The organism is Desulforegulaceae bacterium (genome assembly GCA_034006035.1).
Classification (GTDB): domain Bacteria; phylum Desulfobacterota; class Desulfobacteria; order Desulfobacterales; family JACKCP01; genus JACKCP01.
The window spans coordinates 182,326-206,508 of sequence record JAVETN010000002.1; the positions used below are offsets into that span (position 1 = coordinate 182,326).

General features: G+C 33.3%; 17 protein-coding genes and 2 tRNA genes. 12 read left to right on the forward strand and 7 right to left on the reverse strand.

Annotation, left to right across the window (positions count from 1 at the left end; all coding sequences use genetic code 11):
• Positions 1-130 precede the first annotated feature (130 nt).
• The 8 genes from RBR53_02780 to RBR53_02815 all read left to right on the forward strand — a co-directional run bounded on the left by RBR53_02780 (position 131) and on the right by RBR53_02815 (position 9,156).
• Positions 131-1,543: a hypothetical protein gene (locus RBR53_02780; protein ID MDY0131572.1), complete on the forward strand. Its 1,413-nt coding sequence runs from the start codon at positions 131-133 to the stop codon at positions 1,541-1,543.
• Positions 1,544-1,550: 7 nt separating this feature from the next.
• The gene (locus RBR53_02785) at positions 1,551-2,105 is read left to right on the forward strand and encodes a hypothetical protein (GenBank protein MDY0131573.1); all 555 of its coding nucleotides are present in this window, start codon (positions 1,551-1,553) and stop codon (positions 2,103-2,105) included.
• Positions 2,102-2,641: a hypothetical protein gene (locus RBR53_02790; protein ID MDY0131574.1), complete on the forward strand. Its 540-nt coding sequence runs from the start codon at positions 2,102-2,104 to the stop codon at positions 2,639-2,641. Before RBR53_02785 ends, RBR53_02790 begins: the two co-directional genes overlap by 4 nt.
• The gene (gene pilQ, locus RBR53_02795; protein MDY0131575.1) at positions 2,642-4,228 is read left to right on the forward strand and encodes a type IV pilus secretin PilQ; all 1,587 of its coding nucleotides are present in this window, start codon (positions 2,642-2,644) and stop codon (positions 4,226-4,228) included. It abuts the gene before it with no gap.
• A gap of 13 nt (positions 4,229-4,241) precedes the next feature.
• Complete coding sequence (locus RBR53_02800; GenBank protein MDY0131576.1) at positions 4,242-5,966, forward strand: ATPase, T2SS/T4P/T4SS family; 1,725 nt, start codon at positions 4,242-4,244, stop codon at positions 5,964-5,966.
• A gap of 1 nt (position 5,967) precedes the next feature.
• Complete coding sequence (locus tag RBR53_02805) at positions 5,968-7,188, forward strand: type II secretion system F family protein (protein ID MDY0131577.1); 1,221 nt, start codon at positions 5,968-5,970, stop codon at positions 7,186-7,188.
• A complete protein-coding gene (locus tag RBR53_02810) occupies positions 7,189-8,499 on the forward strand; it encodes a sigma-54 dependent transcriptional regulator (protein ID MDY0131578.1) in 1,311 nt (436 codons plus the stop codon).
• Positions 8,500-8,694: 195 nt separating this feature from the next.
• A complete protein-coding gene (locus RBR53_02815; protein MDY0131579.1) occupies positions 8,695-9,156 on the forward strand; it encodes a prepilin-type N-terminal cleavage/methylation domain-containing protein in 462 nt (153 codons plus the stop codon).
• A 199-nt stretch (positions 9,157-9,355) separates the two neighbouring features.
• Here the strand turns inward: RBR53_02815 and RBR53_02820 are convergent, their stop codons facing one another.
• The 4 genes from RBR53_02820 to RBR53_02835 form a co-directional block, all read right to left on the reverse strand.
• The gene (locus tag RBR53_02820) at positions 9,356-10,624 is read right to left on the reverse strand and encodes a PilT/PilU family type 4a pilus ATPase (protein MDY0131580.1); all 1,269 of its coding nucleotides are present in this window, start codon (positions 10,622-10,624) and stop codon (positions 9,356-9,358) included.
• A gap of 225 nt (positions 10,625-10,849) precedes the next feature.
• Positions 10,850-14,236, reverse strand: a complete 3,387-nt coding sequence (locus RBR53_02825) for a type II secretion system protein (protein MDY0131581.1) — start codon at positions 14,234-14,236, stop codon at positions 10,850-10,852.
• Position 14,237: 1 nt separating this feature from the next.
• Complete coding sequence (locus tag RBR53_02830; protein MDY0131582.1) at positions 14,238-14,645, reverse strand: type II secretion system protein; 408 nt, start codon at positions 14,643-14,645, stop codon at positions 14,238-14,240.
• Positions 14,642-15,109, reverse strand: a complete 468-nt coding sequence (locus RBR53_02835) for a prepilin-type N-terminal cleavage/methylation domain-containing protein (GenBank protein ID MDY0131583.1) — start codon at positions 15,107-15,109, stop codon at positions 14,642-14,644. Before RBR53_02835 ends, RBR53_02830 begins: the two co-directional genes overlap by 4 nt.
• A 333-nt stretch (positions 15,110-15,442) precedes the next feature.
• Here RBR53_02835 and RBR53_02840 point away from each other — a divergent pair.
• The 4 genes from RBR53_02840 to cfa all read left to right on the forward strand — a co-directional run bounded on the left by RBR53_02840 (position 15,443) and on the right by cfa (position 17,767).
• Positions 15,443-15,518: transfer RNA gene (locus RBR53_02840), tRNA-Thr, on the forward strand.
• Between the two features lie 14 nt (positions 15,519-15,532).
• Positions 15,533-15,608, forward strand: a tRNA-Gly gene (locus RBR53_02845).
• 164 nt (positions 15,609-15,772) lie between these two features.
• Positions 15,773-16,462, forward strand: coding sequence for a hypothetical protein (locus RBR53_02850; protein ID MDY0131584.1), 690 nt, complete (start codon positions 15,773-15,775; stop codon positions 16,460-16,462).
• A gap of 177 nt (positions 16,463-16,639) precedes the next feature.
• A complete protein-coding gene (gene cfa, locus RBR53_02855; GenBank protein ID MDY0131585.1) occupies positions 16,640-17,767 on the forward strand; it encodes a cyclopropane fatty acyl phospholipid synthase in 1,128 nt (375 codons plus the stop codon).
• Positions 17,768-17,889: 122 nt separating this feature from the next.
• Here cfa and RBR53_02860 read toward each other — a convergent pair whose 3' ends face one another.
• From RBR53_02860 to RBR53_02870, 3 genes are all read right to left on the reverse strand, one after another.
• Positions 17,890-20,115, reverse strand: a complete 2,226-nt coding sequence (locus RBR53_02860) for a DUF3141 domain-containing protein (GenBank protein ID MDY0131586.1) — start codon at positions 20,113-20,115, stop codon at positions 17,890-17,892.
• Complete coding sequence (locus RBR53_02865; GenBank protein ID MDY0131587.1) at positions 20,112-20,957, reverse strand: NAD(+)/NADH kinase; 846 nt, start codon at positions 20,955-20,957, stop codon at positions 20,112-20,114. The genes RBR53_02860 and RBR53_02865 overlap by 4 nt, the downstream gene beginning before the upstream one ends.
• 123 nt (positions 20,958-21,080) lie before the next feature.
• Entirely contained in the window at positions 21,081-24,182 is a 3,102-nt protein-coding gene (locus tag RBR53_02870) for a type I restriction endonuclease subunit R (protein ID MDY0131588.1), read from the reverse strand.
• Position 24,183 lies beyond the last annotated feature (1 nt).

Sequence of the window (24,183 nt, forward strand, 5' to 3'; positions counted from 1 at the left end):
AGTTAAAACTCTGGGTCGGATAAAACAATTTTACTACCCTGACAACATTTCATTTTTATCTGAAAATTTTGGTAGTTTTGTATCTAAGTGCTTAAAAACAATTCCAAGGGAGATTTCATCAAGGGTATGGGTGATTTTACCCTATGACCAAATGGAAACAAGATATATCAAAGTCCCTAAAACCAATGAAAAGGAAGCTGAAAACGCAGTATACTGGACCCTTAAAAAAGAAATAGATTTTGATATAAAAAATTATTTCCTTGATTTTAAAAAAACAGAAACCATAACCGAAAAAGGGGTAACAAAAGAAGGTACCTGTGCTTATATTGCCAAAAAATCAACTGTTTACTCCATAAAATCTCTATTTGAAAAATCAGGCTTCAATGTAGTTGGAATTACTTCTATTCCATTTGCAGTTAGAGCTATAGTTGAAAATGAAAAATTAAGACAGGGTCCCAAAAATATATGTTTTATTAATCCCAGAAATGATTCACTTGAAATTTACATATTTACCAAAGGATATATAAAGCTTGTAAGGCAGACAAAAACCGGAATAATGAGCCTTGCTGAATCTCTTATCCTCAATGCTTTGGAAAATAATAATGAAGAAATCAAATCAAAAACACCTGAAGAACTTACTGAAATTATTTTAGAACATATAAAAAGCAAAAAAGATAATGAAGAAAACAATGAAATAGATAAAAACATAGAAAGCACCATTGAAAGAATAGCCAGGCAGGTAGAAAGAACTGTAAACTATTATAACAACCAGATTCACTCAGATAATATTGAAGCAGTGATAGTCAACGGAGTACTTGCAGATTATCCCCCTCTTACTGAAATGATTGCCCGGTACACAGAAACAAATGTTTTTTCTTCACTTGATATTATCAATGAATCTGTAGCAGCCAGCCATAAAAATGAAATTTTTAAAAACAATGACTTTCTCACAGCACTTGGCTCAATTTATTGCTCAAATAAAAACACTCCCAATATTTTATTCACCCAAAGACATCAAAAAGCTTCAAAAACAATAACTCTTGCAAACAGAGCTGTTTTTGCAGGTGTTTTTTTAACAATAATTTTTTGTACAGGGTTTTATTTTGTCCAGAAAAATCAAATAAGCAATCTAAAGCAAAAAAAACAAAATCTTGAAAATCAGCTTTCAAAATATCAGCCAAAAATAAATTCTTCAATGCTTAGTGAAAAAGCCTTAGAAACCCGTAAAAACAAGGGTTTCTTAAAAGAAAAAGCCAAAAAAATGGAACCCCGGGTTCTCTTAAAAGAATTTTCAGATTTTACCTGTGAAAATATAAAAATTAAGGATTTAAAACTTAATTTAGATTTAGATGATAAAAAAGAAGAAATATTTTTTTCAGGTTATGTTTTTGGAGAAGAATTTTCTCTTAATTCAATACTTGCAAATTATATCCAGGATTTAAGATCATCAGGCCTTTTTACCCATGTTTCTCTAGAATCACAAAATAAGTTAACCCTTGATGACAAAACAATAATAGCTTTTTCAGCTTTAATCAAAATTTAGGTTTTTTATGACAAAAAGAACAAAAGTACAAAAAAGAAAAGCCGAAAGTATAAGTTACGCCATTTCAGGATTTGGCTTAATTATTATTTTTATAATCCTAGTTGTTTACCCTGCTAAAAAACAATCTTCTTCTCTTAATAAAGAAATAAATGCCCTTGATTCAAAAATAAAAAGACAAGAGGTGTTAAATCCTTCTTACACCCAGCTTTTGATTAAAAACAAGGAAATTGAAAAACAAATAAAAGAAATTGAAAGCACAGGGTTTGAAAGTTTTTTAAACCACAACAATCTTCTAAAACTGCCAGACTCTTTCAAAGAAATTGCCTCAAAATCAAAGATGAAGATGATTTCATGTTCTCCTGATATTAATTCTTCAAAAAACAACAAAAACAAACTCCTGCTCAACCTGGAGCTTGAAGGGGATTTTCTTGATTTCCCAAATCTTCTTTCTGCCTTTGAAGCTGAAAAGAAAATTACTTATTTAGAGTCAATCGAAATCAGCTCTGAAAAAACAAAAACTTATTTAATAAAACTTTGGCTAAACATGGATAAACAACTATGAGTGCAAGAGAAAAAATTATTCTTATTTTTGCAGGGATAGCTCTTTTGTGGGGAATTTTTGAAATTGGTTCAACCTATATTTGGAACAAAGACTCCAAATCCCCTGGAACACTAAAATCAAGGGCAGAAATTGACCAGGATATTTCCACTCTTACCGCCAATATTTCAGCCCAAGTTTCTTCTGCTGATTTAAGTGCAAAGGAAAAGCTGATAATTTCAAAAGGCAACCAAAGCCTTGATAAAGACCCTTTTATAAATTTTAAGGAACTGGAATCAATGAATACAAAAGGCACGACAAAGGCTGGAAATAAAGGAGAAGGAGTAATTCCAGAACTTACTTCCTACAAATATCTTGGATATATTAAAATAAACGAGCTTGAAATAGCTGTGATAAACAATCTGGATTATTTAAAAAATGAACAAATAGAAGGCAGTAAATATAAATTAAAAGAAATTTCACCTTCAAGTGTTATTTTAAGCGACGGCTTAACCAGCGTAGAAATATTCAACGAAGAAACAAAATCAGGGTTAAAATAAATGATAAATACAAAAACAGCTTTAAAACTTCTTGGTTTAGTTCTTATTTTTATTTTTGCATTTTCTTCATGTTCATCAAAAGAAACTGAAGTGGGCAAAGACAATTTTTTTAAAGAGTGGAAAGCAAAAGCAGAAATTTCAAGGGGATATTCCCCTCCTGATCCTTTGTCAGAGGAAATAACTGAAGAAACTATTTTTCAAAAACCTGGAGACAAGGAAGTTGTCCAGGTAAAACCTCAATTTATTCCGGGCGGAGTTGACTTAGACGCTCTTTCAGGAATGGATGAACTACCTGACAGCTTAATGACAATCAAAATGAGAAATGTTGAGGTTGCCACTCTTTTAAGAGCTCTTGCAAAAGGTGCTGGTAAAAATATAATCCTGAGTCAAAATATAAGCGGACAGGCTGATATTCATGCAGAAAACACTCCCTGGAAAGAAATCTTTGCCAGTATTTTAAGAAGTCATGGACTCACCTACAATATTATTGGAAATACAATCAGAATCAAAACCCTTGAAGACATGAAAAGGGATTTTGAAATTGAAAATCAATTTATAGATCAAAAACAAAAAAGAAAAAGCCTTAAACAACAGGAAATTATTACAAAAGTATTTTTTCTCAAATACTCAGACCCTGAAACTTCTGCTGAACTTATAAGGCCTTTTATAAGCAAAACCAATTCCCAGGCAGATTCAATTCAAAAAGCCGTGGCAATAGATAAAAGAAACAACGCCATTATTGTCCATGCTTCTGCTCAGGATATAGCCCAATGTGAAGACCTTCTTAAAAAAACAGACAAACCTGTAAAACAAATTTTAATAGAAGCCCAGATTGTTGAAACAAGTAAAGATACAGCCCGTGAACTTGGAATCCAATGGGGTGGAGTTGGAAAAGGAAAAAACAATCATTATATAACAACCGGAACTATAGATCCTTCTTCCCATTCTTTGGACACTCCTGTAAATCCAGAAGGAGGCTGGGGAGCAAACTTTGGAGTTGATGTTGCAGAAAAGGGTTTTTCCCTTGGCTATATTTATGAAGATCTCGGGGTAAGCCTTATTTCAGCCCAGCTTACAGCCCTTGAAAATGAAGGAAGATTAAATATTCTTTCAAGACCTTCAATTTCAACCCTAAATAATTCAACTGCAATTATTGAAAGCGGAAGCGATGTTCCATACCAGACAGTTGAAGACGGGGAAGTAAGTACTGAATGGAAAAAAGCAGTGCTTAAACTTGAAGTGGTTCCCCATATAATTGACGATAAAACCTTAAAAGTTAAAATCAAAACAAATAAAGATGAATTAGACTGGTCAAAAGCCAATATTTCACAGGGAAACCCTACAGTGATAACCAAAAGTGCTGAAACAGAAATGATTCTTTTTGATGGGGAAACTACAGTTATAGGCGGTCTTAACAAAGAGACTCAAAACAAAAGCAGTTATGGAGTTCCTTTTTTAAAGGATATTCCCCTTCTTGGATATCTTTTTAAAGGTTCTGAAAAAAACAATGGTTATGAAGAAATTTTAATTTTCATAACTCCCCATATTCTGAAATCCCATAATCAGTATTCAGAAATTTCAAACTAGGCAAAGGCATAAAATGGCTATGACTCAGAATAGAAGAAAAAGACTTGGAGAAATGCTTGTAGACTCCGGGCATCTTACAGAAGAAGATTTACTAAAACATATAAATGTTCAAAAAAAATCAGGGCTTAAACTTGGAGAATTCCTTATAAAAGAAGGAGTTGTAAGTGAAGCCAGGATTGTTGACATGATATCAAAACAAGCAGGGATAAAAAAATACAACCCAGACAATTACCCTGTGAGTTCTTATCTTTCAAAATATATTGATAAAAATTCAGCAAGAAAATATCTATCAGCTCCCTTAAACAAAAAATTCAACCTTCTTCAGGTTGCAATGACAGATCCCCTTGATATTAGAATTGTGGATTCCATTGAAGTTGAAACCAATATGGAAGTTGAACCTGTAATCTGCACAGAACAGGAGTTCAACCATCTTTTCAGTATAATTTACGGTTCCGATGTTGAAAATGAGCTGATTGAAGAAGGAAGAGCTGCAGCTGAAGAAATGGATTTTAAAGATGAGCCGGATCAAGGAAGTTATTCAGAAGATACAGAAATCTCATCACTTCAGAATATGGCCGAAGAAGCTCCTGTAATAAGGCTTGTAAATGCTCTTTTATCCCAGGCAATCAAACAAGGGGCAAGTGATGTTCATATAAGCCCGGAAAGAACCTATGTTCAGGTAAGATTTAGAATTGACGGCAAACTCCAGGAAGTGCCGGGCCCTCCAAAATCAATGTTTTTATCAATTATTTCAAGACTTAAAATTCTTGCCCATTTAGATATTTCTATTTCAAGAATTCCCCAGGACGGAAGATTTTCAGTACAAATAAATAATAAAGAAATAAATATAAGGGTTTCCACAATTCCAACAATTTATGGGGAAAATCTTGTAATGAGGCTTCTTAATACCTCAACCGGGATTTTAACCCTGGATCAGATGGGACTTTATAAAAAAGATAAAGAAAAACTTTTAAGAGCAGTAAAAAGACCTTACGGAATGATTCTTGCCACAGGCCCAACAGGCAGCGGTAAAAGCACGACCTTATTTGCACTTTTAAATGAAATAAACAAACCGGATATAAATATAATAACCCTTGAAGATCCTGTAGAATACAGAATGGAAAAAATAAGACAGGCCCAGCTAAATAGAAAAGCCGGAATGACATTCGCCAACGGACTTAAATCCATTCTCCGCCAGGACCCTGACGTAATCATGGTGGGAGAAATAAGAGACAGTGAAACAGCAGGAGTTGCAACCCAGGCAGCCCTTACAGGCCATCTTGTTTTTTCAACTGTTCATACAAACGACTCAGCAGGAGCAATTACAAGATTTATAGACATGGGAATTGAACCTTTTCTTGTTTCTTCAGTAATGGTTGTTTCCATTGCCCAAAGGCTTATTAGAAAAATCTGTCCCTATTGTGCAGAACCCTATTCTCCTCCACAAAAAGCTTTGGAATTTATGGACTTGCAACCATCTGATTTGAATGAATTTAAAAAAGGAAAAGGATGCAGTTATTGCTTTAATACAGGTTACAAAGGAAGAATGGGAATTTATGAAATCCTTGAAATTGATGATGAAGTTCAGGAAATGATTTTAAGTGGAAAAACTTCAAGACAGATTTCACTGGATTCAATAGCCAAAGGGAAATTAAGAACCCTTAAAAAAGACGCAGCCCAAAAAGCCGCCCAGGGCCTTACAACAATTGAAGAAGCAGCTTCTGGAGTAATGAACTAAAATGGCCAAATATTCCTACAAAGGACTTACTGAAAACGGAAACCTGATTTCAGGAGAAATTGAAGCAGATTCAATTGAAAAAGCAAAAGAAGCAATTGCAGCAAAAGGTTATATTCCTGTTGAAGTTAAAAAAGGAGGAATTGATCAAAAAGAAAACCCCTTTGAAAAAATAAATCTTTATTTTACCCCTGTAAAATCAAGGGATTTAATTTTATTTACCAAACAGCTTAAAACCATGCTTTCAGCAGGAGTTCCAATTATCCAGATTTTTGACACCCTGGAAAATCAGACTGAAAATTTAAAACTAAAAAAAGCAATAATAACCATAGGGAGTGATTTAAAAGAAGGAATAAGCATTTATAAAGCTTTTAAAAATCATGACCATATTTTTTCAGAACTATATTGCAGCATGCTAAAGGCAGGTGAATCTTCAGGGTCAATTATAAATATTCTTGAAAGACTGATTTATATAATAGAGCATGAAGAAAAAGTAAAATCCGATGTAAAATCAGCCATGAATTATCCCATAATTGTGCTTTGTTTTCTTGGAGTTGCTTTTTTTGTTCTTCTTATGTTTGTTATTCCTAAATTTGTAACAATTTTTAAAAGTGCAGGAATAGATCTTCCCCTTCCCACAAAAATTTGTCTTACTCTTTATAGTTTTATTTCAGGGTATTGGGTTTATATTTTAATTTTTGGAGCAGTTTTTCTTTTTATTTTGAAAAAATTTTTAAAAACCCCAAAGGGACTTTTAATTAAAGACGGTTTTCTCCTTCAAATTCCCATAATTGGCGAACTTATAGTAAAAGCATCAATGTCAAGATTTGCCAGTATATTTTCAATTCTCCAGACAAGCGGGGTTCCTGTGCTTGAAGCCTTTGATATTTTGGGAAATACAATTGGAAATGCCGCAATTACAAAACAATTTAATAAAATAAGCGAAGAACTTAAAAAAGGCAGGGGAATTTCCACCCCCTTGAAATCTGCCAAATATTTTCCTCCCATGGTTATTAATATGATTTCCATTGGTGAAGAATCAGGTGAGCTTGATAAAATGCTGGCTGAAATTTCCAGTCATTATGATTCTGAAGTTGAATATACAACAAAACAGCTTTCAGATGCTTTGGGCCCTTTTTTAACCCTTGCCCTTGCAGGGGTGGTGGGATTTTTTGCTTTGGCAATTTTTCTTCCAATGTGGGATCTTACAAAAATGGTAAATTAAATGAAGCCCTATATAAATTTGAAAATCAATTTAAATCTTTATTTTTTAATTCCCCTTATTTCAGGACTTTTGGGTTTTTTAAGTGTGATCATTGGTTCGTTTTTTCCTAAAGACTGTGCTTATCTTTATTTAACAGGGATAATCTTTGGGTTTTTTTCAGGAGGATTTAGTTTTTATATTTTAAAACTTTTACTTGAACCTGCTGAAAAACTGGCTCAAAAATTCCAGATAAATACAAATGATAAAAAAGATAAAATCAAAAAAAACTATGAAAAAGATCAGCTTAAAGAAATAAAAAAAACTTTTGTTTATCTTGAAAAGATTTTGGAATCAGATGAAAAGCTCAAATATTTTCCGGATATAATAACAAATTCCAATATTATGAAATCCGAGCTTAAAAAAGCCCTTCAGGCGGCTCCAACCAATGCTTCAGTTTTAATAACAGGTGAAAGCGGAACAGGAAAAGAGCTTGTCTGCGATGCTATTGTTTCAAACAGCAAAAGAAAAAATAATCCCCTTATAAAAATAAACTGCTCTGCCATTCCTGAAAATCTTGTGGAATCAGAGCTTTTTGGATACTCTAAAGGTGCTTTTACAGGAGCAGATTCAAATAAAAAAGGAAAATTTTTTCTGGCAAACAATGGAACAATTTTCCTTGATGAAATAGGAGATATGCCCCTTGATGTTCAGGCAAAGCTTTTAAGAGTATTGGAAAATCAGGAAATCAATCCCCTTGGAACAGAAAAAACAATAAAAATCAATGTAAGGGTGATTGCAGCGGCAAATATAAGCCCTGAAACCCTTATAAAAGAAAAAAAATTAAGAGAAGACCTGTTTTACAGGCTTTCAGTAATTATGATAAATCTTCCTCCTTTAAGACAGAGAAAAGAAGATATAAAAGATTTAACCAATTATTTTATTAAAAACCACACAGATTCTCCTTCAATTTCAAAATCTGCCCTTGAACTTTTAAAAAACTATGATTGGCCAGGAAACATAAGGGAGCTTAAAAATATTATTGAAAGGGCCGGAATTTATTCAGGTAAAAAAGAAATATCTCCAGAAAATCTTCCTTCTGAAATTGGAGGAATAAAATCCATTGAACTTGGAAAAAATTTTGATTCTAATACAAAAGAAAATCAAAACTTAGATCAAACCCTTTCTCAAATTGAAATTTCAATTATTGAAAAAGCTCTGGAAAACAATTTGGGTATTCAATCGAAAGCTGCAATTGAACTTGGAATAACACAAAGAAGCCTTTGGAACAGAATTAAGAAATTTTCCATTGATGTGGAAGAGTTTAAAACCTAACAGATTTTGATGAAGGATCTACATTTTTTGTAGATCCTTTTTTAAGATGGTTGATTTAAAAGGGTTTATAAGGGTTGAATTAAGAGATTAAACAAACCCAATTGATTTGGCATAGAAAATGCTAGATTTAAGATACTAATAGTTAATTAGTAATTAAAAACATTTATTAATCATTATTATATTTAAGGAGAATTAATGGAAAACAAAAGAAATTTTATTAACAATCAGGGTGGATTTACCCTTATTGAAATTATTGCAACACTTGTGATTCTTGGTATTCTGGCTGCTGTTGCTGTGCCTAAGTTTGTTGATTTGCAGACTGAAGCCAGAGAAAAAGCAGTAGAAGCAGCTCTTGCAGCTGGTGTTTCCAATGCTACCATGACTTACGCTAAATTTATTCTTTCTAATGGCTTTGAACCTGCTGGTATCTATGATGCTGCTTGGAGAAAAGCAGCTGCTAACGCTACACCTGTAGAAATTCCTATTAAATTAGGAGACTTTGATGCAACCTACGAATATGCTCCAACTACTGGCAAAGTTACCGTTACAATTGTAAAGGAGGCAAGTTCTCCTAGTCTTACCCCTGCATGGTTTGAAGATGTAGATGCAGCTAAAAAAACGAAAACCTTTCCACTAGGACCAGAAACGACACCGTAAGAAGTAACTTTGACTGGTTCCCAAAGCTCTTGCTTGGGAACCCACGTCTCAGATAAAAGAGCTTGCCAATAATTAGCTCGCCTTATGAATCTATACAAATAAACTCTGTTATTTCAGATACTTACATTTTTAAACAGGAACTTGGGAACGAGTCGGAGGGAACCTAAATTCAAAATAAAAAAATTATGGACTGACATTATCATTTTTCATCCTCAGACTTAAAAGAGGCAATAATATCTTCAAAAGAAGCATCTTCCTGAAGATGATAAGTTTTTAAATCTTCATCCCTTGCTTTTTTTAAGGGACGATGAACCTTATCTGAATTTTCAAACTTTATTTTTGGATATTTATTTTCCAAAGTTTCTTTAAAACCATGGCTTTCAAAACCCTCATTTGAATCAATAACAAAAGATCTGTATTCCTTTTCTTTAGTTGATTCTTTTGAAGGCTTAAATATATTGCCCGGGGAATTAAAAACAGTTTTTTTATTCAAAAAATCACTAATATATCTTTCCTGGGTAAACATCCCGTCTTTGGCTGATGTTTGAAGCATTCCTTCAATTTGTGTAAAACGATTTTCTCTTATTACAGATTTTACAGCTCTTGTACCTTTTAAAATGGAAAGAACAGGCAAATAAAAACCTGATTTTTCATTAAATTCAAGCTTTTGAACAACAAGAAAAGATAAAACAGATGATAGCTGAGTTCTTACAATGTCCTGGGCTTCAGATGGAAAGGAATTACAAATTCTGTAAAGAGCATCTTCAGAATTTGCTGCATGAAGGGATGCGATTACAAGGTGGCCTGATTCTGCTGCATTTAATGTAAGTCTTATGGTTTCAGGTTCCCTAAGCTCACCAACCATTATCACATCAGGGGCTTCCCTTAAAACATCTAAAAGTCCCTGATCAAAAGAAGTTAGGTGGGCTCCAAGCTCCCTTTGCTCAAAAAAAGAATTTTTTGAAGAAAACCTGTATTCAACAGGATCTTCCAAAGTTATAACATGGGCTCTTCTGTTTTGATTTATATGATTGAGCATGGCAGCCATTGTTGTGGTTTTCCCGCTCCCTGTTGCACCGCAGATTAAAATAAGACCTGAAGTCTCCAGACAAATTTCCTTGAAACAGGGGTGAAGATTAAGGGCTTCAAAATCAGGTATTGCTCCGGGAAGAAGACGCATTGCAATACTTAACCCTCTTGTTGTTACAAAAATATTAATTCTTACTCTTATATGAAAAAAACTTTTTGCAAGATCTACAGAATATCTTCTTTTTAAAATTTTAAGTTCACTTGGACTAAGGATTTGTTTTACAAGTATATCTAATTCTTCACTGGTAAATCCTTGTTCATCGGTAAAATAAATTTCACCGTTTTTTCTAAAAACCACCCTATGGCCCCCTGTTATATGAATATCTGAAGAGCCGTTTTTGATTCCATTTGAAATAATTTTTATAAATTTTTCCTGCATAATTTTTCCTGAATTAGTTGATTCATTTAAACTTATTTATATCAGATATTTTACTTGTTCCCAAGCTCCTGACCAGAAGTCTTTCACTCAAACAAAACCACAATTATATCAGTCAATTACATTCCCAAGCTGGAGCTTGGGAACGAGCCCTAAAAACAATATAATTTTAAGCAATTGGATTCACAAACTTGAATTTATAAACCAGTTTAAGATTAAATTTTACTCCTATTCTGTTACTATACTGGGAAGATCAATTGAACTTCCACCTTCTTGAAGAAAGCGAAAGTAAAAATCTTTAAAATAAATTGTTTCTCTTTTATCTTCTGGTAACTTTTCTGAAGCATCAATTCCCAGGGTATGAAGACCGATTTCAGGGTTATCATCAAAATATTTTTCAGGTTTTTTGTCATTAATATCAGGAGTTAAAAAAGTTTGACTAAAAACAATTTTATTATTTAAATCTTTATCTTTTGCAACAATATTACCCCAGATAGACTTATCTTTTTTAAATCTATATCCTCCCTTTGTTGGAAAATCAGGCTCATCTGAATCTTTTTTAACACCTAATCCTTCCCATTGAGCATTTGTAAAATAATTTCCGCTGGAAGGCCATTTTACTGAATAATCTTCTGAGTTTTCTGAATTGTTAAGATATTTTTTCCTCTTTGTTTTTCCGTCCTTTAAAAAACCATCTTCTGAACCTATAAAAGCAGTGACTTTATTTATTTTTTCATTCTTGCCATCACAATTAAAATCACCCTCTTGTTCCATTATTTTAAAACCCAGGGTTACCCAGGGTTTCATATAAAGCCTGTAATTATAGTTTTTCTTTTTTTCCTGGTCATTTAAATCTGTTGGAACAATAATATAAGCAAAATTTTCCATAAGATCTTCTGACCCGTCGGGATTTTTAACTTTAATTTCTCCGGGAAGCCCTAAAATATTGTCTTGACCATCAATTGTATGTGTTTTTAAAATATTAAATTTATCTGTCAGTTTCCATGCAAGGAATGAATTGTCATAGGTATAATCAGACAATTCTCCATCATAATAGCCAGAACCACCGGTATAAGTAATTTTTGCTGAGGCAAAAAATTTTCCTAACAAACCAAACCCTGTAGTCTGGGTAAAGCTTACAGCTTCGCCTTTAAAATTTTGTTTAGTATAAAGAGTTACTTCAAAACCTTCAGGAACTTGAACTTCTTTCAAGTATACTCCTCCCGAAACTAGCCAAGTAACAGACCCAAAATCCGCATAATCTCCTGCCTCAAGTTCAAAATCAAGAAATACAGTTCTATCAAACATTACTTTTTCACTACTTTGACTATACTGATAAATAATACACAGTTCAGCACTAACAAGAGGCATATAAGAAAGCCAGTCAAACTTTTTTCCTTCTTTCTGCCAAAAAACAAGATAGGGAATACCATCAAGGGGAGGATCTTCATCCCAACTTACCATATTATAAATTGGATCAACACAACCAGCTGTTAGTTGGTGATTCTTTTTATCCTTTTTATCTAAATAAAAAAACTCATCTGGAATATCATCGTTATCCTCCCCTTTGGTCTTTCCAGTAACACCCCTCATAAAAGAAATTCCATAATAATCTGATTCTCCCCTAAGCCTGAAAGATATTCCCGGCATATAATTCCCGGGATAATTAGCTTCACCAGTGAGATCATCTTCATCTTCAGTAAATTTAATTTTAACCTGACCTTCATAGGAAAGAGTATTACCTGATTTTTTCCACATTTTTTCTAAAAAAGATTTTTCTTCTTCACTCCAATTATATTCAAAAAGGCTTTCTTTTCCCTTTGGAGGAGCTCCTTTGGTTTCAGTAACCTTTAAAATACCTGTATCTTTGTCAAGCTTATGACCTCCAATAACACTCTGACTTTTTTCATATTCTTTCAGTCCATCAAAAACCTCACTTAAAATTGCAAAATCGTCTTTTGAATAAAGGGGCTGATTGCGTGAAAGAACAACCCTTGCCTCTTTAAAACTGCCTTCTCCAGCAACCCCTGTGGAAACTATTTTTACATATCTGCGGAAAACAATATCAGTATCATCATTAATTTCGACCCCTGAACCAGGGAACTGACTACCTGATAAAGGCAAGGCCTTTAAACCCTTGAGAGTATCCCCCTCAAACCTTTCATACATGAGAGTATGTCCATTTATAGCCACAACTCCGTTAAAAGGGGGAATAAAGGCTTTAAGTTCTCCCTTGATTTTAATCTCACCGCCTTCACTAACAATTTTGTCTTCGTCTGCACTTATTACAATAAAAGCATTTTCATCTTTATCCATATTTTTTGGAAAATCATTAGCTGTGATTTTTCCTGAATCATAATTAATATCTTTAACAGAATAAATTTCCCTTTTTGACTTATCTTTGACTTTAAGCTCAAACTTCCCTTGTGAAATGTTTATACCTGCTTTTATTGAATCAGGAGGATTTCCAACAGATACAAGTACACCTGAAGAAGGCCTGAAATAATAGGATTGAAAATCAAGATAAAACCCTTCTGAATCACCGGTTTTAAAAAGCTTGCCTTTATTTATTATATTTTCTGCAAAAGCAGTGTCATTATCTTTTTCTTCCATAATAGCAGATAAAGCATATCTAAAACCTGACTCAGCATTATAATATGCCCTTTGGCCAAAAAGCCTGGACACATTCTGGCTTTCTCCTGAAGTTAAAAAAGCAATGGCTCCGGCTCCAAGAATACCTGCAACAGCAATTGTAGCTATAATTGCAATTAAAATACTGCCCTTATTATTAGCAAAAGAAAATTTTCTTTTCTTATTTAAAAAACTGATTATAAATTTTCCCATAACCAAAAAAATTCCAAAAATGAAAAAACAAATCAAAGAATATTTTTTTAAAATTAAAGTTGAAAAATTTTCATTGGATAAAAAATTTGTTTTTATATTCTTAATTAAGCTTAAAGCTTTTTCAAACTCTCCTGCTGATATAAAACAAGAAGGATTTCCCGGGGTGGGATCATCCCCTCCTCCAGGGGGTGGATCAGGTTCATCATCACCTGGAGTTGACGGAGTAAATTCGTCCAGCCCCGAACCATAAAAAGTGTTTCTTGGAAGAATTGTATCTTTAAATTTAAGATTTGTATTAAAAGGGTTTAAATATTCAATTTCTGCAGTTACTGATTCAAGGTCTTTTTTATCATCTTTTGAAATATCCCAGTTGCCTTGGCCTTTTTTCCCGCTATTGTAACTGAACTTAAAATTTTCAAAACCTTGAGCTAAAGGCCCGAAGTTTTCACCATCAACCCAAAGATTTAAAGACTTATCTTCTTTTTTAAACTTTTCTGTTATCCTTATATTTTCATTATTTACCCTTACAATTTCAAGCTCATTATCAGAAGCAGATTCTATATCCACAAGATTTCTCACACTTTTTCTTATTCTTATAAGAGCAAAGTCTGCTTCGCTTGAAATTGAAGAAGATTCTTTTGCCATAAGATAACTTTTTGTAAGCTGAACTATTCCAAGCCCTGCCAAAGCAGTTAAAAAGGAAGCTATAAGAAGAACTGCAATAATCTCAACCAGGGTAAATCCGTTTTTATCAGCAATATTTTTTATCATTTTATTTCCTAAGCCAAAAAATTGAGGTTAAAGATATTGAAGGAGATAAATTATCAATAATCTCGATTTTTAAAAATAATGCTCCTGATTCCGAACCAACACCTTCATCGTTAAAAGGCGGGGAGTCATACCATGTTTTTATAAGCTTAAAGTTTTTATTGGAAGTCTCATCACTGAGTTTTTCAAGAAAAGCTGCTGAATTTGCACCAGTATCTGTATAAACAGCTGTAATTCTGTCCATGGCCACTCCCACACGATGAGCAGCAGAGGTTTCCAGAAGAGATTGTCCTGTTTTGGAAAAAACCGACTGCATTAAAGTGATGAGAATACTGGCTAAAATTGAAGCTACTATAAGAGAGACAATTATTTCAATAAGGGTAAACCCGTTTTTAGAAGAAAGTTTTATCATTTTATATAACCTGATTTATGAACTTTTAAAGACTTATTTCCCAAAGAAAAATTTATTGTAAATTCAGAACCTGTTATTGTAGATTCAGAATCTGAAGGCAATGAAGGATGGCCAAAGCTATTAAAAACAATATCGTGTCCTGAAATACTTAAATTCCCAGATTCAGAAAGTTTAACAACAAGATTTTCTTCACCAGGGAGATATTGTTTTTTAGAAGCATTATTTTCTATTTTAAACAAATAATAACCCAAATTACCTTCTAAACCTATTCCCCATTTTTTATCAGAATTAAGAGCGTTTGTACGTGCATAAACAAGATGGGTTTTAAACTTTGCAACAGCAGAATTTTCATTTGCTGTTTCCTGAAAATTGAAACTTTTTGCAATTGCAACCGCAGAAATAATTCCAATAATAACAATTACTGTAATTACCTCTATAAAAGTGAACCCTTTATTTTTATTCATAAAAGCATCCTTAAACTTTATTTCAATAAAAAACAAAAGTTTATCCAAACTTATATTTACACTTTTTTATTGAACTTATCAATTTATAGCTATTATAGTTGATTTTTATAAAAAAATTAGATCCAGTAACTAGTTAAAATCAAATGATTTATCGGTTTTCAAGGATAACAACAAACTCTTTAGAGGGGAAAAACAAACAATTACTTAAATAAAAATTTTATGATTAATTTACCTGCCCAAAGTAAACAACTTTTGCCAATCACTGGATAATTTCAATTCACCTCTTTACAAACAAAAAATATTCTGATAACAAATTGTTTCGTAAAAATGAAAGCCAACGTAGCTCAGCTGGCAGAGCTGCTGATTTGTAATCAGCCGGTCGGGGGTTCGAGTCCCTTCGTTGGCTCCAATTTTTTTATTTTAGCGGGAGTAGCTCAGCTGGTAGAGCGTCAGCCTTCCAAGCTGAATGTCGCGAGTTCGAAACTCGTCTCCCGCTCCATTCCATCCCCATCTTTTTATATTTTTCATTGAATTTTCAAATAAGCTTCTTAGTTTATAATTTATATATGAACTTAATCTTTGCCATAGTTGTTGTTCAAAACTTGTAAGCCAAGATCTGTTCAGCCTGTTAAATCCAGGTTAAATTTATAAAAGGAGGCACAATTGAATTATAAAAAACTAAAAAAACTTATAAAAACCAAAATTGAGTCTGCCCCTCCTTCTGAGGCAGTTAAAGAATTAAATTCTTTTAAGTTCAAACAGCTTGCAGGACCTTTAAAAGGACTTTTATTTGACCCGGATCCTCTTATAAAATTCAGAGCTTCAGAGCTTTTAGGTCTTTTGGCAAAAGATGCTGCTGAAGAAAATATAGAGCAGGTAAGAGACTTAATGAGACAGCTGATGTGGAATCTCAATGAAGAATCAGGGGGAATAGGCTGGGGTTCTGTTGAAGCAATGGCTGAAATAGCCTCAAATAATAAAAAAATACTCAATGAATTTTTTAAAATAATAATTTCTTATTCAGATCCTCTAAGCTCATCTTTTCTTGATCATGAAGCTCTTCATCCCGGAGCTGCCTGGGCAGTGGGAAAAATTTTAAAAGAAACTCAGGAAATAGACCATTATACAAAATATGTAACTAAAGTTTTACTTGATCATAAAAACCCCCAGGTAAAAGGATGTGCTTTATGGGGAGTTTCTCATCTTTCTGATATTTCAGGAATTGATCAATCTATAAAAGATCTTGAAAAAAGCAATGAAAGCTTTGACCTTTATAAAAACAGCAGGATTGAAACTCTTTCATTGACTGAAATGGCAGAGCAAATTCTAAAACTAAAGGACTATAGAAAATAAAAACTTTTTACTTTGTAATACTTTAAATAAAAAAACAAATATTTCCTTGACTAAAAGCGAAACTGGGTGTTTCATATTTTTTAAAGTAAACACTAAAATTCAGCCAACAATTGGTTGAAAATCTAAAATTTATTTCGTCCCTCAACTGATCAGTCTTGCATATTAAGGAGGAGAATAATGAGTTACAAATCTCTTGTCCTCGATCTTGGAAAACTGGCCGAAGTTACTATAGGCGATAACCCATGGGATATCAAAGTTCACAATGAAAAATTCTATAAAAAGTTTCTATCCAAAGGTTCTCTAGGGCTTGGAGAAGCATATATGGAAGGCTGGTGGGATTGTCAACAGCTTGATGAGTTTTTCTACAGGGTTATAAAAGCAAAGGTCAGAAACAAAATCCAAAGAAACATAAAATTAATAGCCAGTCTTTTAATTGCCAAAATTTTTAACCAGCAAACCTTTAAAAAATCAAAAAGAGTGGCAAAACAGCATTATGATCTTGATCTTGAGTTATTCAAAAAAATGCTTGGCAGCACAATGAGCTATACCTGCGGCTATTGGAATAAAGCAAAAACCCTTGAAGAGGCACAAATTGCCAAATTTGACTTAATCTGCAAAAAACTTGATTTAAAAGAAAACGAAAAAGTTCTTGATATGGGAAGCGGATTTGGAGGACTTTCAAAATACATGGCAGAAAAATACAAATGCAGGGTCACAGGTGTAAATATATCTGAGTCACATCATAATTATGCAAAAAACCTTTGCGGAAACAAAGTAAATTTTTGTTTGTGCGATTATAGATACCCGGAAAAATACCTTCAGCCAGGAGAAAAATTTGACAAAATTGTATCTGTTGGAATGTTTGAAGCAATAGGCCCAAAAAATTTTAAAATTTTTTTTAAAATCATGCAAACTATACTAAAAGATGAGGGTTTGTTCCTTCTTCATACAATTGGAGCCCCAAAGGATCAAAGAAGAGGCGATCCATGGATTCTCAAATATATTTTCCCAGGAGGAGTTATTCCAAAAGCAGGTGAAATTACAAAGAACACAGATGAACTTTTTGTTCTTGAAGATTGGCATAATTTTGGATTTGACTATTACAAAACTTTAAAAGCCTGGTTTAACAACTTTGATAAGTACTGGACTGAAGTAAAACAAAAAAACAAAGATAATGAATTATACAGAATGTGGAAATACTATCTTCTCATGTGTGCCGGGATATTCAAAGCAAGGAAGACTTCTCTTTGGCAGATTGTTTTTTCAAAAGGAGGAATTCCTGGTGGTTATGCTTCGATACGCTGACTTAAAAAAGGATTTATATAGGTAAAAATACAGAAAAAACTATATAAACAAAAAACCGGTTGCCTGAAAAAGCTCCCGGTTTTTTTATTTAGAATCTAATCAATAAAATTTGTAAATTTATTTTATATAATATCAAAAATTTCCATCACTTCAATTATCAATTTATCTTCTTCAGAAGAAGTGTCAAAATCAGAAGCAGCTACTTTTTTCATCATTTCAACAGCTTCAAGCCTTTCCTCTTGGTTTTTGATAAGATATTCAAGGCTTTCAATTCCCCCTTTAAAATCCTGATTTAAAACTGAAGACTGCTGATGAATAATAGTTTTTATTTTTTTATCGTCAATAATTTTAAGTTTAGGATGGGTGTTGGCAGCAGCAATTATGGCATTGATTTCATATTCACTAAACGACTTATCAACCAGTGCAACTGCAACCATCATTCTTATAACAGCCTCTTCAAAACCTCCCCTGTACTTTTTAAATCTATCAGCAGACTGAAAAGAGGAAGTTTCTTTTTTAATTTTTTCATCTGAAGTTGAAGGAAACATTGCTCTTACAAAGGGATTTCCATAAATTTGCCTAAAAAGTTGTTCCTGATACTTGTCTCTTAAGTCTCTTTGGAAATCAAGGCAGTCACCAATAAAATCGGCAAGTTTTTCCTCACAGATTACAAAAGGATTTTCCCTTGTAGCTTGAACCCTGTTTCTGTGTGAGAGTTTTCCAGTTACTTTAAACAAATACATCAAAGGATTGATATCAGAAAAAACATATCTTACAATTCTTTGTGGGTGATTCATTTTTATAAAAGGAGCGTTCCATTTGTTTACCATAGCTCTGACCAAAGGTCTTAAAGTTCTGATATAAAGCCTGTCATTCCACCAGGATACTGAAACAACAGGATAAAAACTCAACTCATCATCATCGCCTGAATCACCAAGATCTTTTATATCTTCAAAAGTTCTTTCCTCAAACCTTATATCATATTCTTTTTCACTGTATCTTGGGTCGCTTTTTTCAATAATCATTTCATAAAGACCCGGGGAAAGATAACCAAGTTTATCAACACTTTCTATTATTCCCTTGTGCTCCTTTATTGCAATTCTATCAGATACAAAAATTCCCATATGCCTTATATTATCGTGAAGAAGATAAACAATTACCTGATTTTCTTTTTTAATTTCATCAACAGATCCCCAGACTTTTACTATCCAGTTCAATGCCTGCTGGGGAGGAGTTATATTGTCTGCATCTGAGGAAAAAAGCACAAGAGGATCTCTTAAATCCTTTAAGTCAATTTTTTTACCGTCTTTAAATCCCAGCTCGCCCTTTTCAAGACTGTTTTCAATAAAAAGTTTGTTGATTATGAAGTTCACTTCCTCCTCAGTCATCATATAATAACTATTCCACCATCTTTCAAAATTCAAATAATTACCGTGTCCCTTGTCAGCATTGGAAAAAAGCCTGTAAGGATGCCTAAAAAACGTATTTGCAGGATCTACGGCCTCATAACCTGAAATAAGATGTGCTCCGTCAAAATATCCATTTCCCAAATCGCTTAAAAAAGACACATACCAGCATCCACCCATAATTCCGGTTCTGTATCTCATTACATGCTTTCCCTCAACTCCGGCCCAATAAGAAATTGGAGAGCCATTTAAAATAAGAGGACCCATGAGATCTGGTTCTTCGGCTCCAAGCATTGCAAGTGCCCATCCCGCCTGGGAGTTTCCTATTACAGAGGGTCTTGGGGCATTAGGATGAAGCCGGATAACTTCTTCAATAAATTTAATTTCTGCATTTTTTACATCTTCAAGGGTTTGACCCTTTTCGGGCTCAGGAAAAAATATAATATAATAAACAGGATGCCCCGCCTGAAGAGCCATCCCAATTTCTGAATTCTTTTTTGAACCTGCTATTCCAGGCCCTCCCCCAGACCTTGGATCAATAATTATAATGGGCCTGATCTTGGTTTCATCAGATGCTGCAAGGGGAGTAATTTCAACATTTCTTCTATCAGCAAGAGTTCTTAAATCCCTTTCTTTTTTCTCTTTTTCTTCTTTTCTTCTTTTTTCATCGCTCCTTCTTTCAATAATTTTTGTAAGAGCATAATTAACAGGCTTGTCAAATTTACGGGCATCCATAATTATCTCGTAATTAAATGAAATAACAGGGGGCTGCCCTTTTTCAATATCCTTAAAAAACAAAGAACTTTGTCTTCTCAAAAGATTGCCTATAATAGAAACCCTTTGCAACCTATCTATGGTGTATTCATAAAAAGGATGAAAAGAACTCAAGGTTTCAAGCTGGTCTTTTAATGAAAACATATCAAATGAAATTTGGTTGGTCATATTCTCTCTCCACTCCATTTCAACCGGGTCTTAAGTATATCAAAATAAGACTGGTCTGGCAGGGTTACAAGGTGAACGGGACTGGACTTTTTTATTATCACCCAGTCTCCGTGAAACAGCTCGGCCTCCTTTTGTCCATCAACACTGAGCTTAAGAGGAGAAGCAGACTTTGGCGAAAGTCTTGCACAAATTGTACTTTTGTCAGATATTATAAGCGGTCTGTTGGTCAAAGTAAACGGGCAAATGGGAACAAGAAGCATTGCTTCAATAACAGGATGGACCACAGGCCCTCCTGAAGCAAGGGAATATGCCGTAGATCCTGTAGGAGTGGATATTATAAGTCCGTCTCCCGAATATCTGGTTACATGGTGGCTGTCAATTTCAATATCAATTCTTGAAAGCCCTGCCGGCCCTGACTTGCCTATTACTGCTTCATTCAATGCAAGCTGGGAAAAAACAACCTGGTTTTCTCTTATTAATTCAACCTGGAATCTCATTCTTTTTTCAACAGAGAAGTTTTTGTTTATAACTTTTTCAACGGCTTCATAAAGCATTGAGCCTTCTGTTTCTGCAAGAAACCCTACTTCTCCAAATTTTATACCCATTAAAGGAATTTCACTTTTTCCAACCCATCTTGCTGCTGAAAGAAAGGTTCCGTCTCCCCCTAAAACAAAAATAATATCCAAATTTTTGGGTGCAGTAAAAGGATTTGGAGGGCTTAAATGATCTTTTTTTTCTCTAAAAATAACCTCCACACCTTTTGTTTCAAGCCAGGCTCCGAAATCTTTAGAAGTTTTTTTAACTTTTAAATCACTTTCTTTAACAACAATTCCAGCTCGCATTTTACCACCCGGTTTTAGATTTTTATTTCTCTTAAAAAAATTTCGCTACTTAAAAAAAAAGACCAATAACCTATACCCAGATTGTCATATCTTTAAATATGAAATAGCATAAAAGTTTTTTTCTTATACCAGTCCAAAGTATTTTTCAAAAAAAGCCAATAGCTTGTCGATTATTGTTTGTTTCTTAATACTCCTACTATTAGAAGCAAACCTAGATATTGGAGGGATTATCCTATCTATATCTGTTCCTGTAGTTTTTATGAAACCATCTTCAAAGGCATTATCAATAAATTTTCTAGTTTCTTCTTCCCTCAAGTTTTCCTCTTTGATTAGTTTTTCTATATCCTTTTCTTTATTATCGTTTAAAAAGATTTTCCAATCTTCATCTACCTCAGTAGAGGCATTAACTTGGGCAATAAAACTTTCAATAAGATCCTTTTTGCTCCTAAGCTCTATGGATGAATTTATAGCCTTATCAATGGTCGTCAAAATATCCTTATCTTTACAATTAGAGTCTTTATATTTGGCTACCAGCATTAAAATATAATCTATATTCACTTCTATTTGCTTGATAAGCTCAATCTCAAAAACTATATCATCATTGATGTTTTCTTTATCACCAGTTTTTCCACCCTTAAAGTCCTGGTAAAGATCTATATAAACACTTTGATAATCTTGAAGCTCTCTTTCACCTAAAAGCCTGTCATTTTCAAATTCATCAAATGAAATTAATATATTTCTAAGTCTTAGGATTTTGCCAAAAAGCTTTATAAATTCTTTTTGATCAAATTCACCTATAATAGGTTGTCCTAATTTATATTTTGCCCTTAAATCTTTCACAAGATCTCTATAACCCGGTTGATAGACTCCGTCTTTAGAATAACCTTCATAATATTCTTCATAGGTTTTAAGAAGGACTATTCCTCCTGCATCTTTATCACCAAAAAGAGCTATTGCCTTATCAGTTTCCTCCTTCAAGTCCCTAAAACAAACTATATTGCCAAAGGACTTTACACTGTTCAAAATCCTATTTGTTCTTGAGAAGGCCTGTATTAATCCATGTTGTCTTAAATTTTTATCCACCCAAAGAGTGTTTAGAGTGGTAGCATCAAATCCAGTTAAGAACATATTTACTACTATCAAAATATCAACTTCTCTATTTTTAACCCTTAGAGACAGGTCCTTATAGTAGTTTTGAAACTTGTCTGAGGAAGTATCAAAGTTAGTAGAAAAAAGTTTATTATAATCTTTTATGGCTGATTCTAAAAAGTCCCTAGATGACTGATCTAAATTATCTGCATCTAAGTTTTCATCAGCAAGTATGCCGTCTATCTCTTCCTCATTAGGAGCAAAGGAAAAGATTGTGGCTACTCTTAAGTCTTTATTGTTTTCCTCTATTTGTTTCTTAAATTCACTATAATATTTAATAGCCATAGGAATAGAGGCAACTGCAAAAATAGAGTTAAAGCCTGCCACCCTTCTAGATTCTCTTTTTTCTATAATTTCTTTACTATCTTTTTCTCTTTCCTCCCATTTAGCTGTAAAGGAATAAAAGGACTGTCTTTTTGTCTTTTGGTCAAAATGGTCTAGTATATAAGTTACCACTTCAGATATTCTCTCTGGTGCAGCTAGGGCTTTTTCCCTGTCTATGGCATAAACCTTTTCATCTTCTATATGAGCTGGTGTTCTTATGGTATTAATAAAGTCAATTCTAAAGGGCAGGACATTTCCGTCATTTATAGCATCTACTATGGTATAGGTATGGAGTTTCTCGCCAAAAACCTGCTCAGTAGTAGAGAAAGCTGGATTGCCTCCAGATGGTGCATTGGCTGCAAATATGGGTGTTCCTGTAAAGCCAAATATGTGGTAATTCCTAAAGTTTCCAATAATAGCCCTATGCATATCACCAAATTGAGACCTATGGCACTCGTCAAAGATTAGAACAACGTGTTTATTATAAATATCATGTTTCTTATTCTTTTTTATAAAGACATCTAGTTTTTGAATGGTAGTTACTATTATTTTATAATCCTCATAACCACCATGCTGGTTTTTGTTTTCTAATTGTCTTTGAAGTACTCTAGTAGAGGAATTACCATTAGCAGCTCCTTTTTCAAAGCGATCATATTCTTTCATGGTTTGATAGTCTAAATCTTTTCTATCTACTACAAAAATAACCTTATCGATTGTGGGTATTTCTGTGGCAAGTATTGCAGCCTTAAAGGAAGTTAGGGTCTTACCAGAACCTGTGGTATGCCAAATATAGCCACCTGCATCTTTTGTTCCGGTTTTCTTATAATTAGTAGATATTAATATACGATTTAAAATTTTTTCTGATGCAGCTATTTGATATGGTCTCATTACCAAAAGCAAATCTTCACTGGTGAAAACACAATATTTAGTTAAAATGTTTAAAATAGTATGTTTAGCAAAAAAAGTCTTGGTAAAATCAACTAAATCTGAAATAATTCTATTGTTGTTATCTGCCCAAAAGCTAGTAAACTCAAAGCTATTGGATGTTTTATTAGTTTTCTTTTGTCTGCCTTTTAGCTGTTCTTTAATATGGGTATCTCTTATTGTATTAGAATAATATTTAGTATGAGTTCCATTGGATATAATAAAGAGCTGAACATACTCAAAAAGCCCATGGGAAGCCCAAAAAGAATCCCTTTGATAGCGGTTAATTTGATTAAAAGCTTCCCTTATGGCTACTCCTCTTCTTTTTAATTCTATATGAATAAGAGGAAGGCCATTTACTAAAATAGTAACATCATAACGGCTCTTGTAAGTTCCACCGTCTTCTTCGTACTGATTAAGAACTTGTAATCTATTGTTGTGAATGTCTTTTTTGTCTATCAGATAAATATTTTTTGAAGTTCCATTGTCAAGCCTAAGTACCTGGATATGGTCTTCTTGGATTTTTTTGGTCTTTTCTATTATTCCTTCATTGGCAGAAGCAATGGACTCTTTGAAAAATCTTTCCCATTCCTTATCAGAAAAAGTAATATTGTTTAACTTTTCTAATTGTTTTCTTAAGTTATCAATAAAGTTTTGTTCAGATAATATGCTTAAATATTCATAGCCCTGCTCTTTAAGCAGGCTGATAAATTCTTTTTCCAATTCAGCTTCTGATTGATGCTTTTTTCCTTCACCCCCAAATTCTGAAATATATTCAGCAACTACAGTTTGCTCTTCAGTAGAAGCTACTATATTATAAAAAGTCATT